Source organism: Enterobacter sp. 296B2 (assembly GCF_034106185.1).
Lineage (GTDB): Bacteria > Pseudomonadota > Gammaproteobacteria > Enterobacterales > Enterobacteriaceae > Enterobacter > Enterobacter cloacae_N.
The window spans coordinates 1-22,111 of record NZ_JAWNCA010000047.1; the positions used below are offsets into that span (position 1 = coordinate 1).

Consider the following 22,111-nt stretch of genomic DNA (forward strand, 5'->3'; position numbering starts at 1 on the left):
CTAATTTGGGTTATACAGACACAAACACATTACGGAGCCCCCGTTGAAGAAAAAACCCCCGTACCCCCGCAAAAAAACCCCCCCCCGCACTCATCCTCTTCTGGCCTGCGCGGGGGGCGGCCCTCCCCGCAACCCTCCCGCTATTTTTCCTGCTTAAAGTTACCGTTTAATTTCAATCGCTCTCTTTTTAACCACTACGTTACCCTTAACTCGTCTCAACACCGCCATTTCGTCAGATGTTTTCTGTGGCGTTGCCTGCAAAATCCGCTTATAAAACACCCTCTTTGCGGCTTTTACATGCGAATTGCGTGTGATTTGTGCAAACGATAAAAGCTTTTGGAAAATTGTTTGACTTATAAGTCCCAGAAAGTAATATATGCGCCACGCAGCGACGAGAAGCTCTTAACGAGTAACTCGAAGCACTCGAAAGAGGCGTTGTGTGGTGAGGTGGCCGAGAGGCTGAAGGCGCTCCCCTGCTAAGGGAGTATGCGGTCAAAAGCTGCATCCGGGGTTCGAATCCCCGCCTCACCGCCATTTTGCATCCGTAGCTCAGCTGGATAGAGTACTCGGCTACGAACCGAGCGGTCGGAGGTTCGAATCCTCCCGGATGCACCATCTATTACTTCATATTGCTTTAGAAGTGATATGAATATCGAGCAGTACAGTAGTAAATCCCGATGCATCCGTAGCTCAGCTGGATAGAGTACTCGGCTACGAACCGAGCGGTCGGAGGTTCGAATCCTCCCGGATGCACCATTTACTATTTCTGAAAGCAGTACCCTGATGCATCCGTAGCTCAGCTGGATAGAGTACTCGGCTACGAACCGAGCGGTCGGAGGTTCGAATCCTCCCGGATGCACCATATTCTCCGAGATAATAGCCACGCTGTTGTTTCAAGGTCTGCGAGTTAATCGCGAGTACCAGGGAGGATAACGTTGCTTCAGCAACGGCCTGCAGGGCGAGGCGCAGCCGAGTAATCCTCCCGGATGCACCATTTACTGTTTCTAAAAGCATTTCCCGATGCATCCGTAGCTCAGCTGGATAGAGTACTCGGCTACGAACCGAGCGGTCGGAGGTTCGAATCCTCCCGGATGCACCATCTCTTCTGCCTTTCCCTTCGATGTTTAGTTCTTAATCACTCTCGTTGTTATCATTTCGCAATCAGCGACAAAAACCACCTTTTACGATAAAGTAATGCTTTGTTAATCGTTTAGCGAGAGCACGATGTACGCACAGTATGACGGTTTGATCTTCGACATGGATGGCACCATCCTGGATACCGAACCCACGCATCGTCAAGCCTGGACCGAGGTCCTTGGTCGCTACGGCATGCGTTTCGACCTTCAGGCGATGATTGCCCTCAACGGATCCCCTACCTGGCGTATTGCGCAGGCCGTGATTGAACTGAATCAGGCCGATCTCGACCCACACCTTCTCGCGCGTGAAAAAACCGATGCGGTAAAAGCCATGCTTTTAGATACCGTACGCCCTCTGCCACTGATTGATGTGGTAAAAGAGTGGCACGGGCGTCGCCCGATGTCTGTCGGTACGGGCAGCGAGAGCGCGATAGCAGAAGCGTTGCTCAACCATCTTGGCCTGCGCCACTATTTTTCTGCCGTGGTTGCCGCCGATCATGTTAAAAATCACAAGCCCGCACCGGACACCTTTCTGCTCTGCGCAGAATTAATGGGCGTACCGGCGGCAAAATGCGTCGTGTTTGAAGATGCCGATTTCGGTATTCAGGCCGCGCGTGATGCCGGAATGGATGCGGTGGATGTGCGCTTGCTGTGAGTGACGCGCTGTCACTTGCCTCATTATTCGCCAGCAGTTTTCTAAGCGCCACGCTGTTACCGGGAAATTCGGAAGTGGTGCTGGTGGCGATGCTGTTGTCCGGCGTCAGTCAGCCCTGGCTGCTTGTATTAATAGCAACAATGGGTAATAGCCTTGGAGGGCTGACTAACGTTATTCTTGGGCGTTTCTTTCCGCTGCGCGAAAAGTCGCGCTGGCAGGAAAAGGCAGTCGGCTGGCTAAAACGCTATGGCGCTGCCACGCTGTTATTAAGCTGGATGCCTGTAATAGGCGATTTACTGTGTCTGCTGGCGGGATGGATGCGCATCTCCTGGGGACCGGTGCTCTTTTTTTTGTGCCTTGGCAAGGCGTTGCGCTATGTTCTCGTGGCGTGGGCAACACTACAGGGTATGACGTGGTGGCACTAATTGGTGGAATGAATACGCGACCTTCAATCGTCAACCATTACAATTATGCTGAGTAACATTACTTTGACAGGCGGGAGGTCAAATTGATCCCGGACGTATCTCAGGCGCTGGCCTGGCTGGAAAACCACCCTCAGGCTCTGAAGGGTATTCAGCGTGGTCTTGAGCGTGAAACGCTGCGCGTTAACGCGGACGGTAGCTTAGCGACGACGGGTCACCCGAAGGCGTTAGGCTCGGCGCTGACACATAAATGGATCACAACCGATTTCGCTGAAGCGCTGCTGGAGTTCATTACGCCGGTGGACGGCGATATCGATCATATGCTGACGATCCTGCGCGATATCCATCGCTACACCGCGCGCAATCTTGGCGATGAGCGCATGTGGCCGCTCAGCATGCCGTGCTATATCGAGCAGGGCCAGGAGATTGAGCTGGCGCAGTACGGCACGTCAAACATTGGCCGGCTGAAAACGCTCTATCGCGAAGGTCTGAAAAATCGCTACGGCGCACTCATGCAGACTATCTCTGGCGTGCACTACAATTTCTCTTTGCCGATGGCGTTCTGGCAGGCGAAGGGGGGAGAAACGGATAAAGAAGCGATCTCCGCCGGTTATTTCCGTCTGATTCGCAACTATTACCGTTTCGGCTGGGTGATTCCGTATCTGTTTGGCGCGTCGCCTGCCATTTGCTCATCGTTCCTGCAGGGGAAACCGACCACGCTGCCGTTCGAAAAGACGGAGTGCGGAATGTACTATCTCCCGTACGCGACTTCTCTGCGCATGAGCGATCTGGGCTATACCAATAAATCGCAAAGCAATCTCGGTATTACGTTTAACGAATTGCACGAATATGTGGCAGGATTGAAGCGGGCGATCAAAACCCCGTCGGAAGAGTACGCGAAAATCGGCCTCGAAAAAGACGGAAAGCGCCTGCAAATCAACAGTAACGTATTGCAGATTGAAAACGAACTGTATGCGCCAATTCGTCCGAAGCGTGTGACGCGCAGCGGAGAAACGCCGTCGGATGCGCTGCAGCGCGGCGGCATTGAATACATTGAAGTGCGCTCGCTGGACATCAATCCGTTCTCTCCGATTGGCGTTGACGAGCAGCAGGTTCGCTTCCTGGATCTGTTTATGGTCTGGTGCGCGCTGGCGGATGCGCCGGAAATGAGTTCAGATGAATTGCTTTGTACGCGCACGAACTGGAACCGCGTGATTCTGGAAGGGCGCAAGCCTGGCCTGACGTTAGGCATTGGCTGCGAAACGGCGCAGTTCCCGCTGGCTAAGGTGGGTAAAGATCTGTTCCACGACCTGAAGCGTGTTGCCCGGACAATGGACAGCATCGACGGCGGCGACGCGTATCAACAGATCTGCGACCAACTGGTGGAAAGTTTTGATAATCCGGAACTGACGTTCTCTGCGCGCATTCTGCGTTCTATGATTGATCAGGGCATTGGCGGCACGGGGCGTTCACTCTCAGCGGAGTACCGTGAGATGCTGATGCAGGAGCCGTTAGAAGTGCTGAGCGAAGCGGATTTTATCGCGGAACGCGAGGCGTCCGTTGTGCGTCAGAAAGAGGTTGAAGCGGCGGATACCGAGTCGTTTGAGGCGTTTCTGGCGAAGCAGGCTTAAGCAAAAAAGAAAAAGGCCACATCGCTGTGGCCAAAATATACATCTCTGAATTCAGGGATGATGATAACAAATGCGCGTCTTTCATATACTCAGACGCGCGTTCTGTAGAAGAGTTCAGTTTATTTTAAAAAAATCACTATCGGAGGTGACGTATGCCGTTATTAGATAGCTTTACTGTCGACCATACCCGTATGGAAGCACCTGCAGTCCGCGTGGCGAAGACCATGCACACCCCGCACGGCGACACGATCACCGTCTTCGATCTGCGCTTCTGCGTGCCGAATAAAGAAGTGATGCCGGAGAAAGGCATTCACACTCTGGAACACCTGTTCGCCGGTTTCATGCGTGACCACCTGAACGGCAACGGCGTTGAGATCATCGACATTTCTCCGATGGGCTGCCGTACCGGCTTTTACATGAGCCTGATTGGTCAGCCGGAAGAGAAACGCGTCGCCGATGCGTGGAAAGCGGCCATGGAAGACGTGCTGAAGGTGAAAGAGCAGAACCAAATCCCTGAGCTGAACGTTTACCAGTGCGGAACTTACCAGATGCACTCTCTGGAAGAAGCGCAGGACATCGCCCGTCACATCATCGAGCGTGATGTTCGCGTGAACAGCAACGAAGAGCTGGCCCTGCCAAAAGAAAAACTGCAGGAGCTGCACATCTAGTGCACCTTTTCCCTCTCCCACCGGGAGAGGGTAGGGTGAGGGTGGTTTAACCCCATGACCACAACCTCTACGTTCTCCTTTACCCATCGTCCCCTCGTTCCGTTTGCCCATGATTACGTTCACGGCGACAGCGAGCCGTGGCACGAGCACGACTGCGCACAGCTGCTGCACAGCCTGACGGGCGTCGTGCGGGTCGATACGGCATCAGGCTGTTGGGTTGTTCCTCCCGGGCGCGGCGTCTGGCTACCGGCGGGAACACAGCACTCGCTTCGCATCACCGGCAACGTTGCAGCGCGAACGCTGTTTGTCGATCCGCTGGCGCGGGCCGATCTCCCGGCCACCTGCCAGATCGTGCAGATCGCGCCGCTGTTGCGCGAGCTTATCCTCGTCTCCCTTACTTTACCTGAATCGTACTCACCGGGAAGCCGGGATGAGCGCGTCTATGAGCTCATTCTGGATGAAATTCGCACTATGCCGGTGCTGCCGTTTCACCTGCCGGAGCCGGAAAGCGAAGCGTTACGCCAGCTGTGTCGGCAGGTCCGTCAGTCACCAGGTGAAAGCTGGAGCGGTCAACAGAGCGCGAGCCTGCTCGGCATGAGCGAGCGTACCCTGAACCGCCATTTTCAGCAGCAGACGGGATTAAGCTACGGCGAGTGGTTGAGAAGGGCGCGTCTGCTGGAAGCCTTAGTGCGGCTGGCGCAGGGCCAGCCGGTATTACGCGTGGCGCTGGATCTGGGATACGGCAGCCACAGCGCCTTTACGGCAATGTTCCGCCGGGTGATGGGCCTTTCACCCAGCGATTACTTTAAGAACGACTAACCGCGTTAAACAGAGCCTGAAGCGACGCGCGCGCCACGTCGCTGTCAATGCCCACGCCCCAGCTGCTGGTGCCGTCCTGGAACAGGCAGCGAATATAGGCCACCGAGCGGCTGTCGCTGCGTTCACCCAGCGTATGCTCGTGATAATCCTTAATCACAAACGGCGCGTTGACCCAGCGGCTTAAACCCTGAGCGGCAGCGGAGAGCAGCCCGTTACCCTGACCCTCCAGCTGACGGGTTCCCCCCTGCGTGACGACGCTTGCCGTCAGCCGCAGCTGGCCATCCTGCTGGCCGTCACTGCGGTAGGATTGCAGCGCAAACTGCGGCGTGGTCACCAGCCCGTAGCGGGTGCGGAACAGCTGCCAAAGCGCATTCTGCGTCATCTCTTTTCCGTGGCGGTCGGTTTCCTGCTGCACGTGCTGGCTGAAATCCTGCTGCAGGGCGCGGGGCAGTTTCAGCCCATGATTTTGCTCGATAAGCCACGCGCTGCCGCTTTTTCCTGACTGGCTGTTCACGCGGATCACCGCTTCGTAGGTGCAGCCGATATCCTGTGGATCGACGGGCAGATAGGGCATCTCCCAGCGATCGCCAGGCCTGCGGGCATCAAAGCCTTTCTTGATGGCATCCTGGTGCGAGCCGGAGAAAGCAGTATAGGCCAGCCGTCCTGCCCACGGATGGCGCGGGTGCACCGGCAGCTGATTGCAGGTTTCCACCGTTTCCACCACCTGGTTCATGTCGCTGAAATCCAGATTCGGGCTAATGCCCTGGCTGTAGAGGTTCATCGCCAGCGTCACCAGACAGACGTTGCCCGTGCGTTCACCGTTGCCGAACAGGCAGCCCTCCACGCGGTCCGCGCCCGCCATTACGGCCAGCTCGGCGCTGGCAACGCCGGTACCTCGGTCGTTATGCGGATGCACGCTGATGCAGACGTCGCGGCGGCGGCTGAAGTGGCGACAGAAATACTCAATTTGGTCGGCATAGACGTTTGGCGTGCTGACCTCGACGGTGGCGGGTAAGTTGATAATCATCGGACGCGCATCGCACGGCTGCCAGATCTCCGCCACGGCTTCACAAATCTCCAGCGCAAACTCCGGCTCGGTAAAGCAGAAGGTTTCCGGGGAGTACTCGTACTGCCAGCAGGTATCCGGGTTCTCTTCGCACAGCTGGCGGATAAGGCGCGTGGCGCGCGTGGCCAGCTCGACGATCTGCGCTTTCTCCATGCCGAATACCAGGCGGCGGAACAGCGGGGCGGTGGCGTTATACAGGTGGACGGTCGCCTGCTTCGCGCCTCGCAGGGATTCGAAAGTGCGTTGGATGAGATCTTCCCGCGCCTGAGTTAACACCTGAATCGTGACGTCATCCGGGATGCGGTTCTCTTCGATCAGCTGGCGCACAAAGTTGAAGTCGGTCTGCGAGGCGGACGGGAAGGCCACCTCAATTTCTTTAAACCCGCAGCCCAGCAGCAGGTCCCAGAACTGCAGCTTGCGCGCGCTGTCCATCGGCTCGGCAAGCGCCTGGTTGCCGTCGCGTAAGTCGGTCGAGAGCCAGCGCGGCGCGCGGGTGATGCGTTGCTCCGGCCAGCGACGGTCGGGCAATGAAACGGTGGGATAGGGTTGGTATTTGTCGGCGGGTGTGTTCAGCATGATGCGCTCCTGTTGTCTTTTCACTATCGTGAATTGATTTCAGGAGCGCTGCTTTATCGAAACTGACAATCGCTGTCGCGTTCTGGACAACGCGAATTAGTGCGCGCCACCGCCGCCGCTACCGGCGCCAAACGGCGGTTTAGCAAACCACACCAGCCCCAGCAGGACGATGAAGATCCCCGCCGATATCCAGAAAATCTCGTTCGCCGAGATAATCAGCCCCTGGTTAGTGATCTGCTGGGCAATCCAGCCGGAGGCCTGCTGCTCCGTCATCCCCATCCCCTCAAGCTGGCTGTACATCTGCTGAGCGTTAGGGTTGAACGGGTTCACCGCTTCGGTCAGCTGGGCATGGTGCATCGATTCACGGTTGGTCCACAGCGTGGTGGTGATCGACGTCCCGATAGAGCCCGCCAGCGTACGGGTGAAGTTCGACAGGCTCGATGCTGCCGCCATGCGCTCGGGCGGCAAGCCGGAGAGCGTAATGGTGGTCAGCGGCATAAAGAAGCACGCCACGGCAAAGCCCTGAATGAACTGCGGCCACGCGGAGGCGCCAAAGTCCATTCCCGGTTCGAACGTATACGCGCGCCAGTAGAAGCACACGGCGTACATAATGAAGCTGAACGTCACCAGCCTGCGCATGTCGAGCTTATGGGCAAAGCGGCCAATAATCGGCGACAGCAGAACCGGTATTAACCCGACAGGTGCAGACGCCAGCCCCGCCCAGGTCGCGGTATAACCGTACACCTCCTGCAGTAGCTGCGGCAGCAGAACAATCGCGCCGAAGTAGAGCATATAGGCGAGGCTGATACACAGACAGCCGATGGTGAAGTTTCGCGATTTGAAGAGCGAGAGATCGACTATCGGGTTATCGTCCGTCAGCTCCCAGACAATCAGGAAGCTAATGGCGACCACGGCGACCACCGTCAGCACGATGATTTCCGTAGAGGCAAACCAGTCCAGCTCTTTACCGCGGTCGAGCATGATCTGCAGGCTACCGATGCCGACAACCAGCAGCGCCAGCCCGATGCCGTCAATGCGCCGCTGTTCGGTCCGCGTTTCGCGACCGCGCAGAGACTGCAGCGTCATCAGCACCACCAGCGCACCGATGGGCACGTTGATGAAGAAGATCCAGCCCCAGTGGTAGTTATCGCTGATATAGCCGCCGAGGATAGGCCCGCAAATCGGCGCGACAATCACGGTCATCGACCACAGCGCCAGCGCGATGGAGCGTTTGGCAGGCGGATAGTTGTTCAGCAGCAAACTCTGGGACAGCGGGATCAGTGGCCCGGCGACAATCCCCTGAATGACGCGGAAGAAGATCAGCATCGTCAGGCTGCTGGACATGCCGCACGCCCAGGAGGCCAGCACGAACAGGATTGTCGACCAGAGGAACAGCTTCACCTCACCGACGCGCTTCGCCAGCCAGCCGGTGATCGGAATGGAGATGGCGTTTGCCACCCCAAACGAGGTAATGACCCAGGTCCCCTGGCTCAGCGACGAGCCAAGGTTACCGGCGATCGTTGGGATCGCCACGTTTGCGATGGTGGAGTCCAGCACCTGCATGAATGTCGCCAGCGACAGCGCGATGGTCATAATGACCAGCTGCGCGCCTTCCAGCGGTTTTTGCGGCTTTTGCTGTTGCATAACGCTCACCTTCGGATTAACCGGCGTTTGCCTTCACGATGTCATCGATCAGCTTGTTGACCGGATCGAGGCTAATTTCACGGGCGTTACTTTCATAAGCCGGCGTGCTTCGCACCTGGCTTGCGAGGATTTGACCGTCGCGGTTGGCGGTATCGACCGTCACAAGCGTTGAGAGGCCGATACGCAGCGGGTGATCCGCCAGCTGTTTGGCATCCAGTTCGATACGCACGGGCAGACGCTGAACCACTTTGATCCAGTTACCGGTGGCGTTCTGCGCAGGCAGCAGGGAGAAGGCGCTGCCGGTCCCCATATCCAGGCCAACCACTTTCCCGGTGTACTTCACGTCATCGCCGTAGATGTCGCTGACGACCGTCGCGGTCTGGCCGATACGCATATGGGCAAGCTGCGTCTCTTTAAAGTTAGCGTCTACCCACAGGTTGTCTGCCGGCACGACCGCCATCAGCGGCGTGGTTGGGCTAATCTGCGCTCCTGGCTGAACGGAACGGCGGGAGACGTAACCGGTCATCGGGCTGACGATTTTAGTACGCTGCAGGGCAAGCCACGCGTTGCGCACTTCGGTCGCTGCCTGCTGCACGGCGGGCTGGTTTTCCAGGCTGGTGCCGAGCACCATCGCCTGGTTGGCGTTGTACTGCTGAATGGCCACGTCAAGCTGTGCCTGAGCGCTGGCAACCGCGTCGCGCGCGTGCTGCAGCTCTTCACGGCCAATCAGGTTGGCGGTGCCGAGCGGAACGCGGCGGTTCAGGTCGCTCTGGGCCTGCGCCAGCGCGGTTTTCTGCACGTCGATGTTGGCCTGCAGCTGCTTACTGTTGATCATCAGCTGGCGGGTCTGACGGACGCTGGAGGCCAGCGCGGTCTGGGCTTTCTCAAAGGCCTGCTGGGCATCGGTTGGATCGAGGGTCACCAACACATCGCCTTTTTGCACAAAGTCGGTATTGTCAGCCCAGACTTTCGTCACGCTGCCCGACACCTGCGCCATAATCTGTACCTGGTTCCCTGCCACGTATGCGTCGTCAGTCTCTTCTGCATGACGCAATACTAAAAACCAATAGATCCCATATGCCACGGCAATAATAATAAAGAGCAAGGTCAACAGAAGAAGGGCACTTTTACGTTTGCCTTTCTTGTTGGCCGGTTGCTGCGGGGTAGTGCTCTCCGCATTTGCGCTCATTGTTGTTCTCCACGATCTTCTTATTTTCACATCGGCTGAGCCGACCTGTTGTCAGAAAGGCCAGCAGTGTGACGTGCTGGCCTGTCGGTTTTCTTTTATAAATCTGGATTGTTGAGCGTGTCGTCGCGTTAGCGCAGCGCCTCAAGAACTGCGCCTTCTTCATCCATCTGGTCCAGACGGGTGAGCAGCTTGCGAGTGATGTGCTCAAGCTGGTCGCGCTCGGCGGTGCTGAGGGCAGACCAGAGTTTGTGCAGGCAATTGTGCTGAGGTGGCAGCACCTCACGCAGGAACTGGTGACCTTTATCGGTCAATTGCAGATGCAGGCAGCGGCGATCGTTATCGCTTTCACGGCGCTCAATCCAGCCGCGCTTTTCCAGCTCATCAGCAATACGGGTCGCATTGGTACGGGACGATCCCAGCGCGCAGCTCAGCTCAGAAGGCTGAATACTGTGGTTTTCCTGAGACTCCAGCGTAATCAACGCCATAAACAACGTCTCGTTAATCCCTTGAGCTTTCAGCATTTTATTACGATTTTCCAGCAGTTTACCCTGCATGTGCATGCACAGGCGGGTCAGCAGGATCTCCTGATACGGGAAGTCCTCATGACGACTGGCGCGGAATTTAAGCATTTGTTCAATGGGCGTAAACGAACTATCCATTTTGGGCATAACCTCATTAATTACAGCCGATATAGTAACGATGGTGACAAATAATGTAAATGGATTATTTGTGCGGTTATATCCGCCAAATGAATGCCACCATCAGAAAGCGCCGGGTAAGTCCGTGACCCGGTGAGCACAGAAAGCGTAGGGTATGAACCCGCTGAAGAGAGGATGTGAGGACGGGGGTCTGAACTATTCATGCCAATTGTAGATATGTCACCCACATTAAAATTTCTGGGATAAATGATTACGTTTACATTAACAGACTGCCGGGCCCCTTTACACCCTAAGAGGCCCAAAGCAATGTAAAACTTAGTGAATTGCTTCCTGACGATGGTAGCCGCGCCACCACACAACAAGGTTAAGCGCGGCGACGATTGCGCCAATTCCGCACACACCTGACCAGCCGGCGTGCTGCCATGCCGACGCCGAAATTAACGAACCTGCTGCCCCACCAATGAAGTAGCTGGTCATGTATCCGGCCGTGAGGCGGTTACGCGCCTCGGGCTTCACGCGGTAAATCACGGTCTGGTTGGTGATATGCACACCCTGTACGGTGAGATCCAGCACCAGAATACCGACGATCAGCGCCAGCACCGAGACGTGTCCATACCAGATAGCCGCCCAGGAGAGCAGGAGCAAAACCAGTCCGGCGGTCGTGGTGATATGCGATTTGCCTTTGTCGGCCAGCCCGCCTGCCGGGCGCGCGCCCAATGCACCGGCGGCACCGGCCAGGCCGAACAGACCAATCACCCCTTCTGAATAGTTAAACGGCGGTGCGGCGAGCAGAAATGCCATCGACGTCCAGAGAATGCTGAAGTTAGCGAAGGTTAGACACCCCAGCAGAGCGCGGGTGCGCAGCAGTTTATCCTGCGTGAACAGGCTAAACACGGAGGCCAGAAGCTGCGGGTAATTCAGGTGGTTCTCCTGCTTCACCTTCGGCAGCCCGCGCCACAGCGCCAGCGCCATCACCACCATCAATACGCTCGCCACCCAGTAAACGGTGCGCCAGCCGCCGAGGCTTGCCAGCAGCCCGGCAACGGTACGCGCCAGCAGGATCCCGAGCAGCAGGCCGCTCATAATGGTACCCACCACCTTGCCGCGTTTTTCCGGGGAGGCAAGGGTTGCCGCGAGGGGCACCAGAATTTGCGCGACGACGGAAAACAGTCCCGTTAGCGCGGTGCCGACAATCATCATCGCCAGCGACTGGCTGCTGGCGGTGATCAGCATGCCGCCTGCGGCCAGAAGCGTCATCGAAACAATCAGCATCCGGCGTTCAAACATATCTCCGAGCGGCACCAGGAACAGCAGCCCGGCGGCGTAGCCAAGCTGTGCGGCGGTGACGATAAAGCCTGCCGAGCTGGCGGAAAGGACAAACGCGCGGGCGATAGTATCGAGCAGAGGCTGCGCGTAATAGTTGCTGGCGACTGCCAGACCCGTTGCCACGGACATCAAAAGGATGAGTGCGGGACTAAGCCCCTGAGTTGTTTTCGTCATTGGTTTCAGGAATCGTTAGTTAAGTGATTATTTTTCCGGAAACTATAATAACCAATGATTGTGAATGTTGGGGGATTGTTATGTGTGTGTTTGTGCGGTTTGGGTTGGGTGCGGTTTGAGCCCCTCACCCCGGCCCTCTCCCCGAAGGGGAGAGGGTGTATAAAGTCCCCTCTCCCCTTCGGGGAGAGGGTTAGGGTGAGGGGTGTTGTTTTTACTTCTGCGCTTCAAGCGCCTCTTTCACCCAGCCGTCAAACTGCTGCTGGTGAGCTTTGATCCAGCCGTCCACGTGGCCTTTCACATCCGCCTCAGAGGATTTGCCCGCGTGCATCATCGCATTCTGGGCGTTGATGTCCGCCAGCGGGAGCTTCATCACCGAGAACAGCTTCGCCGCCGCCGGGTTTTTCTCCGCCCAGGCTTTATTAGCCACGATATGCATGGTGTTCACCGGGAAGCCGTAGTTCATGCCGTTCGGCAGTTTGGTGTCGATATCTTTCTGCTCGCCCGGCAGGGAGGAGAACGGTACCTGCAGCCACACCACGTCTTTACCCGGCTTCAGCACGTCGCTCACCCAGTACGGTGTCCAGGTGTAGTAGATCACCGGTTTCCCCTCTTTAAAGCGGGCAATGGTGTCGGCCATCATCGCTGAATAGTTGCCGTGGCTCACGTCGACGGTTTTCGCCAGATCGAACGCTTTGTTCTGGTGGTTAATCACCGCTTCACAGCCCCAGCCCGGCGAGCAGCCCATCATGTCGGCCTTGCCGTCACCGTTAGTGTCGAACAGTCTGGCGATCTTCGGATCTTTCAGCTGTTCAATATTGGTGATGTGATACTTATCCGCGGTTTTCTTGTCGATCAGATAACCCTGAGCCGCACCCGTCACGAAGGTGCCTTCGCGATAGAATTTCTTGTCGCCACCGGCGGCGGCATACATGTCGTCGTGCAGCGGCTGCCAGTTCACCGCGGTAAAGGTGGCGTCACCGGAGGCAATCGAGGTGTAGCCCACGTTGTAATCCACTTCGCTCGGCGTGTTGACCGTATAGCCCAGCTTCTCCAGCGCGCGGCTGACGATCAGGGTCTGGAAGCTCTCTTCCGAAATGGTGCTCTGCACCGGCTGCACGGTAATGCCTTTGCCCGGCAGGTCAGCGGCAAACGCGCTGGTGGAGACAAGGGTGGCAAACGCTGTAGCAAAAAGTACGCTCTGTCGCATCGTTGTTCCTTATTTTGTAAATGGGCGGGTCAGTAACCCGACGGGGCCGGTGGTATACCAGCGACGGTTGCCGCGACTGCGTGAATCACGACCGACGGCCTGAGTCAGGCGATCGAGAATAATGGCGAGGATCACAATCCCGACGCCGCCAACGGTGGCCAGCCCCATGTCGAGACGGCCAATGCCGCGCAGCACCATCTGGCCCAGTCCGCCAACGGCGATCATCGAGGCGATCACCACCATCGACAGGGCCAGCATCAGCGTCTGGTTAACGCCTGCCATGATGGTCGGCATCGCCAGCGGGAGCTGAACCTTAAACAGCATCTGGCGCGGGCTGGCACCAAACGAGCGCGAGGCCTCAATCAGATCCGCAGGTACCTGGTTAATCCCCAGGATGGTCAGACGAATAATCGGCGGCAGGGCGAAGATAATGGTCACCACCACGCCCGGCACGTTACCGATGCCGAACAGCATCACGATAGGCACCAGATAGACGAACGCCGGCGTGGTCTGCATTGCATCCAGCAGCGGACGAATAATCTTCGCGGCCCGCGGGCTGCGCGCCAGCCAGATCCCCATCGGTAGCCCGATGACGATGCAGAAGAGCAGGGCGGTCAGCACCAGCGCCAGCGTGATCATTGCCTGCGACCACGCGCCAATCGCGCCGATGGCAATCAGCGAAATCAGCGTGGCGATGCCCATCCCCGCGCTGCCGAACTGCCAGGCAATCAGGGAGAACAGGATAATGGCCACCGGCGCAGGCATGCCCAGCATCAGCTGCTGGAAGCCGTTCAGGATGTAGTCCACCGGGACGCGGATCCCCTGGAACACCGGACGGAAGTGCGTGACCACCCAGTCGATCCCCTCCGTAACCCAGCTGTCCAGCGGGATCAGGGTTTTATGGAACGGATCCATGATGTTGAAGTGTTCTGGCGCAGGCGCGGGTGCGCTGTTCAGCCAGTCTGCCGCGCCGCCGCCGTCGGCAGGTGCAGGCGTGGAGCCCCATGCGTCGGCGGATTGCGCAGCGCTGTCCGCTGCCTCTGTGGCGCCCCACGGGTTAGTTTGATCGGTCATTGTTTGCCCCCTCGCGATCTAAAGCCTGCAGCAGCATCCGTTTGGAGATGATGCCGACGTACTGTTGTTCCTCACCCACGACCGGCACGGCGCACGGCGCCTGGCCCACGTGAGAGAGCAACTCGCTGAGCGGCGTTTCGGCGTCCACGGCAAGCGGAGCGTCAATTAACGCCGCATCGATCCCCTGATTTTCGCTAAGCGCGGTTTTCAGAGAGTCGATGGAGACAACGCCGACAAATTTATTGCCGCGTTCAACCAGATAACCGTATTCACGGTCTTCGTCCTGCAGCAGCTTAAGGGCGGAGCGCGGGCCGAAGCCTGGCGTTTTACGGATAATGCCGTTCGGCGTTCGGCGCGCAATATCTTTAGCGCTAAATACCTGGCTAATATCCACGCCGCGGAAGAAGGTTCGCACGTAATCATTCGCCGGATTATTCAGAATTTCATCCGGCGTGCCGACCTGCACCACCTCTCCGTTTTGCATAATGGCAATTCGGTCGCCAATACGCATGGCTTCGTCTAAATCGTGGGAAATAAAGACAATAGTTCGCTGATGTCTGGCCTGTAATTTTACCAGCTCATCCTGCATCTCGGTGCGAATTAACGGATCGAGGGCTGAGAAGGCTTCATCCATTAATAATATGTCTGGATTAATGGCCAACGCGCGGGCTAATCCCACGCGCTGACGCATACCGCCGGAAAGTTCATCCGGATACGCGTGAGCATAATTCTCAAGCCCCACCTGGCGCAGGGCATCAAGGGCTTTTTCCTGACGTTCCTGAGCGGGCGTGCCGGCTAATTCCATGCCAAAGGCGGTATTATCCAGCACCGTCATGTGCGGCATCAGCGCGAATGACTGAAACACCATTGCGATCTTCTTTCTGCGCACCTCGCGAAGCTCGGCGTCTGATATTCTGGCGATATCCACACCGTCAATCAGCACCTGCCCGCGGGTGGGTTCAATCAGGCGATTGAGAAGGCGAACCATAGTGGATTTACCCGAACCGGATAACCCCATGATGACAAAAATCTCGCCTTCTTCAATGGCCAGACTGGCGTCTTTAACGCCAAGCGATAGCCCGGTTTTTTCCAGAATTTGCTCTTTCGAAAGGCCTTTCTCAATATATTTGAATGCGCGCTGCGGGTGCTCGCCAAATATTTTATAAAGATTTTTCACTTCTAATTTAATTGCCATGCAATAGAGAGTGTCCTGTTATTTGTTTATGTCGATATGATTACCATGGTAAATTGTTAACGGGCATAACCCTAACATACTCAGAATCTGAGACAACCCTGGGTTTGCTTATGACGTGAATTTTCAGGTAAGCGAAGCGGCTGAGTTTCCCATGAATAAAGGGCTGAGGGTAGTTTGAATTTTTCTCATTTTTTTGCTGCGGCATCAGGAAATTTCGCCTGAATCGGAATGATTCAGGCGAATATGACGCGGAAATTACAGTGTAGATGTTTTGTAAATATTAGAGAGAGAATTGTTGGGTTTATATTAAATTAACGAACGTTAGCGTTCATTAAAAATCCCAGTCTTCATCCTCGGTTTCCACCGCTTTACCCATCACGTACGACGAGCCGGACCCGGAGAAGAAGTCGTGGTTTTCATCGGCATTCGGCGACAGCGCCGCCAGGATCGCCGGGTTCACCTCCGCCATCTCCGGCGGGAACAGCGCGTCGTAACCAAGGTTCATCAGCGCTTTGTTCGCGTTGTAGCAGAGAAACGCTTTTACGTCCTCTTCCCAGCCCGTTCCGGCGTACAATTCTTCGGTATAGCTCAGTTCGTTGTCGTACAGATCCATCAGCAAATCGAGCGCAAAACCTTTGAGCTCCTCGCGTTTCTCCGGACTGACTTTCTCCAGCCCTTTCTGGTATTTATAGCCGATGTAATACCCGTGAACCGCCTCGTCACGAATGATGAGTCGAATCAAATCGGCGGTGTTGGTGAGCTTGCCCCGGCTCGACCAGTACATGGGCAGCCAGAAGCCGGAATAGAAGAGGAAGGATTCCAGGAACACGCTGGCGATCTTCTTCTTCAGCGGCTCGTCGGCGCGGTAATATTCCAGCACCAGCTCCGCCTTTCGCTGCAACGACTCGCTCTCTTCACTCCAGGCGTAGGCCGCGTCCACGTCTTTGGTCTGGCACAGCGTGGAGAAAATCGAGCTGTAGGAGCGGGCATGTACCGCCTCCATAAAGCTGATGTTCGACATCACCGCCTCTTCGTGCGGCGTCAGCGCGTCGCTCATCAGTGCGGGGGCACCGACGGTATTCTGAATGGTGTCCAGCAGCGTCAGCCCGGTAAAGACGCGGATCGTCAGCTGCTGCTCGGCGTGGCTCAGCGTCTGCCAGGCCGGAATATCGTTTGAGAGCGGCACCTTTTCCGGCAGCCAGAAGTTGCTGGTCAGGCGGTTCCACACCTCCAGGTCTTTATCATCCTGGATTTTATTCCAGTTAACGGCACTCACGCGTGACAGTTTCATCCTTTCTCCTTACAGCGCGCAGGACACGCAGCCTTCGATTTCGGTACCTTCCAGCGCAAGCTGGCGCAGGCGAATGTAGTAGAGCGTTTTGATGCCTTTCTTCCAGGCGTAGATCTGCGCTCTGTTGATATCCCGCGTGGTGGCGGTGTCCGGGAAGAAGAGCGTCAGCGACAGCCCCTGATCCACGTGCTTTGTCGCCTCCGCGTAGGTATCGATGATTTTTTCCGGGCCGATCTCATACGCATCCTGGTAAAGCGCCAGGTTTTCGTTGGTCATAAACGGGGCAGGGTAGTAAACGCGTCCGGTTTTGCCTTCCTTACGAATTTCAATTTTCGACACGATCGGGTGAATGCTCGACGTGGCGTGGTTGATGTAGGAAATCGAACCGGTTGGCGGCACGGCCTGCAGGTTCTGGTTGTAGATGCCGTAGCGCATCACGTCGTCGCGCAGCTGCTGCCACATCTCGCGCGTTGGCAGGGTAATCCCCGCGCGGGCAAACAGTTCGCGCACTTTTTCGGTTTTTGGCTGCCAGTCGCCTTCCAGATACTGGCTGAAATACGCCCCGCTGGCATAGCGCGACTGCTCAAAGCCTGCGAACCGCTGGCTGCGCTCGCGTGCCAGCATCATCGAGGTGTGCAGCGCGTGCCAGGTGACGGTGTAGAAATAGAGGTTGGTGAAATCCAGCCCTTCCGGACTGCCGTAGGCGATACCTTCCCGCGCCAGATAACCGTGCAGGTTCATCTGCCCCAGGCCAATGGCATGCGATGCGGCGTTACCCGCCTCGATGGAGGGCACGCTGCGGATGTGGCTCATGTCTGAGACCGCCGTAAGCCCGCGAATGGCGGTCTCCACCGTGCGGCCAAAATCCGGCGAATCCATGGTGTGAGCAATATTGAGCGACCCGAGGTTACAGGAGATATCTTTGCCGATCTCCGCGTAGTCCAGGTTCTCGTCGTAGGCGGAGGCGCTGTTGACCTGCAAGATCTCCGAGCACAGGTTGCTCATGTTGATACGCCCGGCGATCGGGTTCGCGCGGTTCACCGTGTCCTCAAACATGATGTACGGATAGCCGGATTCAAACTGAATTTCGGCCAGCGTCTGGAAGAAATCGCGGGCGTTGATGTATTTTTTACGAATGCGCTCGTCGGCCACCAGCTCGTCGTACAGCTCGCTGATGGCCACGTCGCCAAACGCTTTGCCGTAAATACGCTCAATATCATAGGGCGAGAAGAGCGCCATCTCGGCATTCTCTTTAGCCAGTTTAAAGGTAATATCCGGGATCACCACGCCGAGCGACAGGGTTTTGATGCGGATTTTTTCGTCGGCGTTTTCGCGTTTGGTATCGAGAAAACGCAGAATGTCCGGGTGGTGCGCATGCAGGTAAACCGCCCCCGCGCCCTGACGCGCGCCAAGCTGGTTGGCATAGGAGAACGCGTCTTCCAGCATCTTCATCACCGGGATTACCCCGGAGGACTGGTTTTCGATGCGCTTGATCGGCGCGCCCGCTTCACGCAGGTTCGAGAGCAGAAACGCCACGCCGCCGCCGCGTTTGGAAAGCTGCAGCGCCGAGTTCACCGCGCGACCAATCGACTCCATATTGTCTTCGATGCGCAGCAGGAAGCAGGAGACCAGCTCGCCGCGCTGGGCTTTACCGCAGTTGAGAAAGGTCGGCGTGGCGGGCTGGAAGCGGCCGGAGAGGATCTCCTCCGTCAGCCTTTCAGCCAGCGCTTCGTCGCCCTGGGCCAGCGTCAGCGCCACCATCACGGTGCGATCTTCAAAGCTTTCCAGGTAGCGTTTGCCGTCGAAGGTTTTCAGGGTGTAGCTGGTGTAATACTTCCACGCGCCGAGAAAGGTCTGGAAACGAAAACCGCTGGCATGGGCGCGCTCAAACAGCTTCACCACGAAAGCGCGGTTATAGCGGGCCAGCACGCGCTCCTCGTAATAACCTTCGTTAACCAGGTAGTCGAGACGTTCCTGCTGGCTGCCAAAAGCGACGCTGTTCGGACGGACGTGGGCCGCGAAAAAGGCTTCTACCGCCTCGCGATCTTTGCCAAACTGAATGCGCCCCTCCCGGTCATAGAGGTTAAGCATCGCGTTTAATGCGTGGTAGTCCGGCGTTGCCTGAATTACCCGTTCTGCGGTTGTCGTTGCCAAAATTCGTTCACTCCTTTACGCACGTTTTCTACGTCCTGCTGTGTCCCCATCAGTTCGAAACGATAGAGATACGGCACGCCGCATTTTTGAGAGATGACATCCCCGGCGCGGCCATACGCATCGCCGAAATTACGATTGCCCGCCGCGATCACGCCCCGAATCAGCTCCCGGTTATGAGGATCGTTCAGAAAGCGGATCACCTGGCGAGGCACCGCTCCCGCCGTACCGCCCCCGCCATAGCTGGGCACCACCAGAATGTAAGGTTCGTCTACCTGAATACGCTCCCGCTCGTTGAGCGGAATACGCACCGCAGGCAGCCCAAGGCGCTCAATAAAGCGGAGCGTGTTTTCCGAGCTGCTGGAAAAGTAGACCAGCCTGCTCATGCACGCGTGGCCTGAGCGCTCAGGCGGTTAATCATGTCCGGGCGAAAGCCAGACCAGCTGGTGTCACCGGCAACCACCACCGGAAGCTGACGAAATCCCTGCGCGCGCAGGGTATCGGCGGCCTCGGGCTGCTGGTCGATATTCACCATCTCAAACGCCACGCCGCGGCTCTCCATCGCCCGTTTGGTGGCGTGGCACTGAACACAGTCATTACGAGTGTAAATAATAATGCTCATGATTCGTATTTCCATTTAGAATGAGAAAAGGGCGCGAGTTAACGCGTCAGGTAGTGTGTGTCTTTCTAAAGAGAATACTAGATGTAGTTGAGATAAGATTCAACCATACAAGATATGGGAAATTCAGATTGATGTTGCCCTGATGATGAGCACAGCGGGGCAGGGCTGGCTGTACGGGTTTTTCGGGTGTGAAGGCAAAGAAAAGCCCCGGCGCCAGAGGCTACCGGGGCGGATAAGTCAGACTTACTTACGCAGGCTGAGCAGGGCACCGACAAAGATGCCGACCGCCGCGACGGTTCCCAGCGTACAAAGTGGTTTTTCACGTACGAAGGTCGTAGCGCAGCTTGCCATATCGCAGGCCGCCTGTGTGGCGCGTGAACGTCCGTTCATGCGGGCGCGGGTTTCACGGAGCAGAGACTGAGCCTTACGTTTTGCGGCATCCGCTTCGTCCTTCGCGTCAGTACCCCAGGACTTCAGCACTTCTTCCAGCGTGTCCGCTAATTGGCTGACATCATTACGAATATCCTGAGCGTCGTCGTTAATATCGTTTCGGTTCGGTCTGTTAAACATACGATCCTCCGTAATTTTGTGTTCCTGATGAGTTTAGTTCAGAAATTTAATATCTGAAGCGCATCACGCGTTATCCGGCAGTTTATGGACTATTCTGAAAGCCCTGCTAATGCTGAATACTGTAAGGTTGCCAGGCAGGAAAAGATAACGAGGAAAAGATATGTATTTACGACCTGACGAGGTGGCACGCGTTCTTGAAAAAGAGGGATTCACCATGGATGAGGTGACGCCAAAAGCGTATGGATATCGCCGAGGCGAGAATTATGTGTATGTTAATCGTGAAGCCAGGATGGGACGTACCGCACTCATTATTCACCCGACGCTGAAAGACAGAAGTCTGTCATTTGCTGAACCTGCCTCGGATATTAAAACCTGCGATCATTATCAGCAATTTCCGCTCTATTTAGGCGGTGAACGGCATGAGCATTATGGTATTCCGCACGGTTTCAGCTCGCGTATGGCGCTGGAGCGGTTTCTTAAGGGATTGTTTGGCGACGTACAGTAAATCTGCGACTGGCATTCGCCAGTCGCTTCACATTACGCTTTTACCTGGCTGTACTGGCTGACTTTGAACAGACGGCGGCAGTAGTCGAGAAAATAGCCGTATACCGCACCCATCAGCATTGATACCACGATATTCGAACTGACCGCTGCGGCGATCTGGTGCCAGTCCGCGCCCACCGTCAGCAAAATAACCACGTAGACCGGAGACTGGAACGTGACGTACGCCAGTACGTCGGCAAGGTTTTTCATCCAGCCCGCCGGGCTGATACGACGCGAGAAGCGCATGACGGCATCGCGGTATAGCCCGTAAGGCCATGCGATAATAATATTGACCGGGATCGCCACCAGGCGAGAAGAAAGTGACTGCTCGAAGGTCATTCCGGAGAGGAATATTTCGATCAGCATGTTCACGACGGAACAGTAAACAACCATCGCGAAAGTATCCGCCACCGCGTGGCGCAGGCGAGATTGCGGCGAGAACATGTCTGAACTCCTTGAGAAGAACACGGTGGAAACGATTTTCCTGCAGCGGTTAGTGCTTTAGGTTGGTTTGCTTGAGGTGTATAGAGTATATCTCTGACTTTGAACTAACAACTAGTGATTAATTTTTATTTAATCACCTTTTGTCCACAAAATTCTCTAAAATTGTGTGATTTTTACTCTGTTCGTTATAATCTGTCTCGTTTGATAATTTTTATAATGTAATCAATCGGTTAGTTTTAATGTTTGTGCGGGTGAAAATCACCGTTATGGTAGCGGCGCAATATGCTGTGATTCGGATTAAAGTTGACCATTTATATGGATGCAGTGATTAGATTCGCCTCTGCCCTGACTGCATCCTGTTCTAATATTAACAGCGTGATTTAGTTATATTTACAATTATGCCCATACGGTCCTTTGGGTAGATATTTCAACTCAAATGAATTATTCTGTCGGCGATTTATCTATTTACCCCAAAGAAAAGGTTTTCAAATAATATGTCTTTGACGTTACAGAATCTTAATAATATCCGAACCCTGCGCGCGATGGCGCGTGAATTATCCCTGGACGTTCTTGAGGAAATGCTGGAAAAGGTCAGGGTCGTTACTGAAGAGAAACGCAGCGAGCTGGCAGAATTAGAGCAGCAGCGTGCCGAGCAGCAGGAAAAAATTAATGCCCTGCTGGAGCTGATGAAAGCCGATGGTATTTCCCCCTCCGATCTGCTGGGTTCAGAACTGGCGCAGGCGGGTAAACCGGCTAAAAAGCGTAAACCGCGTGAAGCGAAATATCGCTTTATTGACCAGAACGGTGAAGAGAAAACGTGGACCGGCCAGGGCCGCACGCCGAAGCCTATTGCCAGCGCGCTGGCAGAGGGTAAATCACTGGATGATTTTCTGATCTAATACGTGGAGCGGGGGGGACAACCCGCCCCGGTGGCGGTTGAGCAGCACCCCAAATAACACAGCACGGGTTACGGCGGCCCGGCGCCCCCGGGAACAGAGTATTTTTTAAATAGTTAATTTGAGGGCGGTTACGCAACACCACGGAAACAC

At 55.9% G+C, this 22,111-nt stretch carries 21 protein-coding genes and 5 tRNA genes; 12 read left to right on the forward strand and 14 right to left on the reverse strand.

The window, feature by feature from the left end; genetic code table 11:
- The first annotated feature begins 441 nt into the window (after positions 1-441).
- From URZ40_RS21955 to URZ40_RS22000, 10 genes are all read left to right on the forward strand, one after another.
- Positions 442-534: transfer RNA gene (locus URZ40_RS21955), tRNA-Ser, on the forward strand.
- Positions 535-538: 4 nt separating this feature from the next.
- Positions 539-615, forward strand: a tRNA-Arg gene (locus URZ40_RS21960).
- Between the two features lie 64 nt (positions 616-679).
- Positions 680-756 (forward strand) — tRNA-Arg (locus URZ40_RS21965).
- Between the two features lie 29 nt (positions 757-785).
- A tRNA-Arg gene (locus tag URZ40_RS21970) sits at positions 786-862 on the forward strand.
- 160 nt (positions 863-1,022) lie between these two features.
- A tRNA-Arg gene (locus tag URZ40_RS21975) sits at positions 1,023-1,099 on the forward strand.
- A 125-nt stretch (positions 1,100-1,224) separates the two neighbouring features.
- Positions 1,225-1,791, forward strand: coding sequence for a fructose-1-phosphate/6-phosphogluconate phosphatase (gene yqaB, locus URZ40_RS21980; RefSeq protein ID WP_116343828.1), 567 nt, complete (start codon positions 1,225-1,227; stop codon positions 1,789-1,791).
- Positions 1,788-2,216, forward strand: a complete 429-nt coding sequence (locus URZ40_RS21985; RefSeq protein ID WP_008499541.1) for a YqaA family protein — start codon at positions 1,788-1,790, stop codon at positions 2,214-2,216. The genes yqaB and URZ40_RS21985 overlap by 4 nt, the downstream gene beginning before the upstream one ends.
- Positions 2,217-2,299: 83 nt before the next feature.
- Positions 2,300-3,844, forward strand: a complete 1,545-nt coding sequence (gshA, locus tag URZ40_RS21990; RefSeq protein ID WP_116343827.1) for a glutamate--cysteine ligase — start codon at positions 2,300-2,302, stop codon at positions 3,842-3,844.
- A gap of 152 nt (positions 3,845-3,996) precedes the next feature.
- Positions 3,997-4,512: an S-ribosylhomocysteine lyase gene (luxS, locus tag URZ40_RS21995; protein ID WP_014884972.1), complete on the forward strand. Its 516-nt coding sequence runs from the start codon at positions 3,997-3,999 to the stop codon at positions 4,510-4,512.
- Positions 4,513-4,566: 54 nt separating this feature from the next.
- The gene (locus URZ40_RS22000) at positions 4,567-5,331 is read left to right on the forward strand and encodes a helix-turn-helix domain-containing protein (protein WP_163330116.1); all 765 of its coding nucleotides are present in this window, start codon (positions 4,567-4,569) and stop codon (positions 5,329-5,331) included.
- Here the strand turns inward: URZ40_RS22000 and leuA are convergent.
- From leuA to URZ40_RS22065, 13 genes are all read right to left on the reverse strand, one after another.
- On the reverse strand, positions 5,318-6,973 hold the full coding sequence (gene leuA / locus URZ40_RS22005) for a 2-isopropylmalate synthase (RefSeq protein WP_320721146.1): 1,656 nt from the start codon (positions 6,971-6,973) through the stop codon (positions 5,318-5,320). The two genes, URZ40_RS22000 and leuA, sit on opposite strands and share 14 nt — an antisense overlap.
- Before the next feature lie 96 nt (positions 6,974-7,069).
- Positions 7,070-8,617 (reverse strand): multidrug efflux MFS transporter permease subunit EmrB, encoded by a 1,548-nt coding sequence (gene emrB, locus URZ40_RS22010; RefSeq protein ID WP_163330118.1) that lies wholly within the window; start codon positions 8,615-8,617, stop codon positions 7,070-7,072.
- A gap of 16 nt (positions 8,618-8,633) precedes the next feature.
- On the reverse strand, positions 8,634-9,806 hold the full coding sequence (gene emrA / locus URZ40_RS22015; protein ID WP_061097297.1) for a multidrug efflux MFS transporter periplasmic adaptor subunit EmrA: 1,173 nt from the start codon (positions 9,804-9,806) through the stop codon (positions 8,634-8,636).
- A gap of 128 nt (positions 9,807-9,934) precedes the next feature.
- Positions 9,935-10,465, reverse strand: a complete 531-nt coding sequence (gene mprA / locus URZ40_RS22020) for a transcriptional repressor MprA (RefSeq protein WP_061099626.1) — start codon at positions 10,463-10,465, stop codon at positions 9,935-9,937.
- Between the two features lie 315 nt (positions 10,466-10,780).
- Positions 10,781-11,965, reverse strand: a complete 1,185-nt coding sequence (locus URZ40_RS22025; RefSeq protein ID WP_320721147.1) for an MFS transporter — start codon at positions 11,963-11,965, stop codon at positions 10,781-10,783.
- A 211-nt stretch (positions 11,966-12,176) separates the two neighbouring features.
- Positions 12,177-13,172, reverse strand: coding sequence for a glycine betaine/L-proline ABC transporter substrate-binding protein ProX (gene proX, locus URZ40_RS22030; protein ID WP_139784221.1), 996 nt, complete (start codon positions 13,170-13,172; stop codon positions 12,177-12,179).
- A gap of 9 nt (positions 13,173-13,181) precedes the next feature.
- Positions 13,182-14,246: a glycine betaine/L-proline ABC transporter permease ProW gene (proW, locus tag URZ40_RS22035; RefSeq protein WP_320721148.1), complete on the reverse strand. Its 1,065-nt coding sequence runs from the start codon at positions 14,244-14,246 to the stop codon at positions 13,182-13,184.
- A complete protein-coding gene (proV, locus tag URZ40_RS22040; RefSeq protein WP_320721149.1) occupies positions 14,230-15,441 on the reverse strand; it encodes a glycine betaine/L-proline ABC transporter ATP-binding protein ProV in 1,212 nt (403 codons plus the stop codon). The genes proW and proV overlap by 17 nt, the downstream gene beginning before the upstream one ends.
- 331 nt (positions 15,442-15,772) lie before the next feature.
- Positions 15,773-16,732 carry a class 1b ribonucleoside-diphosphate reductase subunit beta gene (gene nrdF / locus URZ40_RS22045; RefSeq protein ID WP_151412883.1) on the reverse strand — a complete coding sequence of 320 codons (960 nt, stop codon included), beginning with the start codon at positions 16,730-16,732 and terminating at the stop codon, positions 15,773-15,775.
- 9 nt (positions 16,733-16,741) lie between these two features.
- Positions 16,742-18,886, reverse strand: a complete 2,145-nt coding sequence (gene nrdE / locus URZ40_RS22050) for a class 1b ribonucleoside-diphosphate reductase subunit alpha (protein ID WP_320721150.1) — start codon at positions 18,884-18,886, stop codon at positions 16,742-16,744.
- Positions 18,859-19,269 carry a class Ib ribonucleoside-diphosphate reductase assembly flavoprotein NrdI gene (nrdI, locus tag URZ40_RS22055; RefSeq protein ID WP_192984398.1) on the reverse strand — a complete coding sequence of 137 codons (411 nt, stop codon included), beginning with the start codon at positions 19,267-19,269 and terminating at the stop codon, positions 18,859-18,861. Before nrdI ends, nrdE begins: the two co-directional genes overlap by 28 nt.
- A complete protein-coding gene (nrdH, locus tag URZ40_RS22060) occupies positions 19,266-19,505 on the reverse strand; it encodes a glutaredoxin-like protein NrdH (protein WP_116343824.1) in 240 nt (79 codons plus the stop codon). The genes nrdI and nrdH overlap by 4 nt, the downstream gene beginning before the upstream one ends.
- Before the next feature lie 243 nt (positions 19,506-19,748).
- On the reverse strand, positions 19,749-20,075 hold the full coding sequence (locus URZ40_RS22065) for a DUF883 domain-containing protein (protein WP_032642961.1): 327 nt from the start codon (positions 20,073-20,075) through the stop codon (positions 19,749-19,751).
- A gap of 160 nt (positions 20,076-20,235) precedes the next feature.
- On the opposite strand from URZ40_RS22065, the gene URZ40_RS22070 reads away from it, so the two are divergent.
- Complete coding sequence (locus tag URZ40_RS22070; protein ID WP_023308923.1) at positions 20,236-20,580, forward strand: DUF2002 family protein; 345 nt, start codon at positions 20,236-20,238, stop codon at positions 20,578-20,580.
- Between the two features lie 32 nt (positions 20,581-20,612).
- Here the strand turns inward: URZ40_RS22070 and alaE are convergent, their stop codons facing one another.
- On the reverse strand, positions 20,613-21,062 hold the full coding sequence (gene alaE / locus URZ40_RS22075) for an L-alanine exporter AlaE (protein WP_320721151.1): 450 nt from the start codon (positions 21,060-21,062) through the stop codon (positions 20,613-20,615).
- A gap of 494 nt (positions 21,063-21,556) precedes the next feature.
- Here alaE and stpA point away from each other — a divergent pair, with 494 nt between their 5' ends.
- Positions 21,557-21,961 carry a DNA-binding protein StpA gene (stpA, locus tag URZ40_RS22080; protein ID WP_116343822.1) on the forward strand — a complete coding sequence of 135 codons (405 nt, stop codon included), beginning with the start codon at positions 21,557-21,559 and terminating at the stop codon, positions 21,959-21,961.
- The last annotated feature ends 150 nt before the right edge of the window (positions 21,962-22,111 follow it).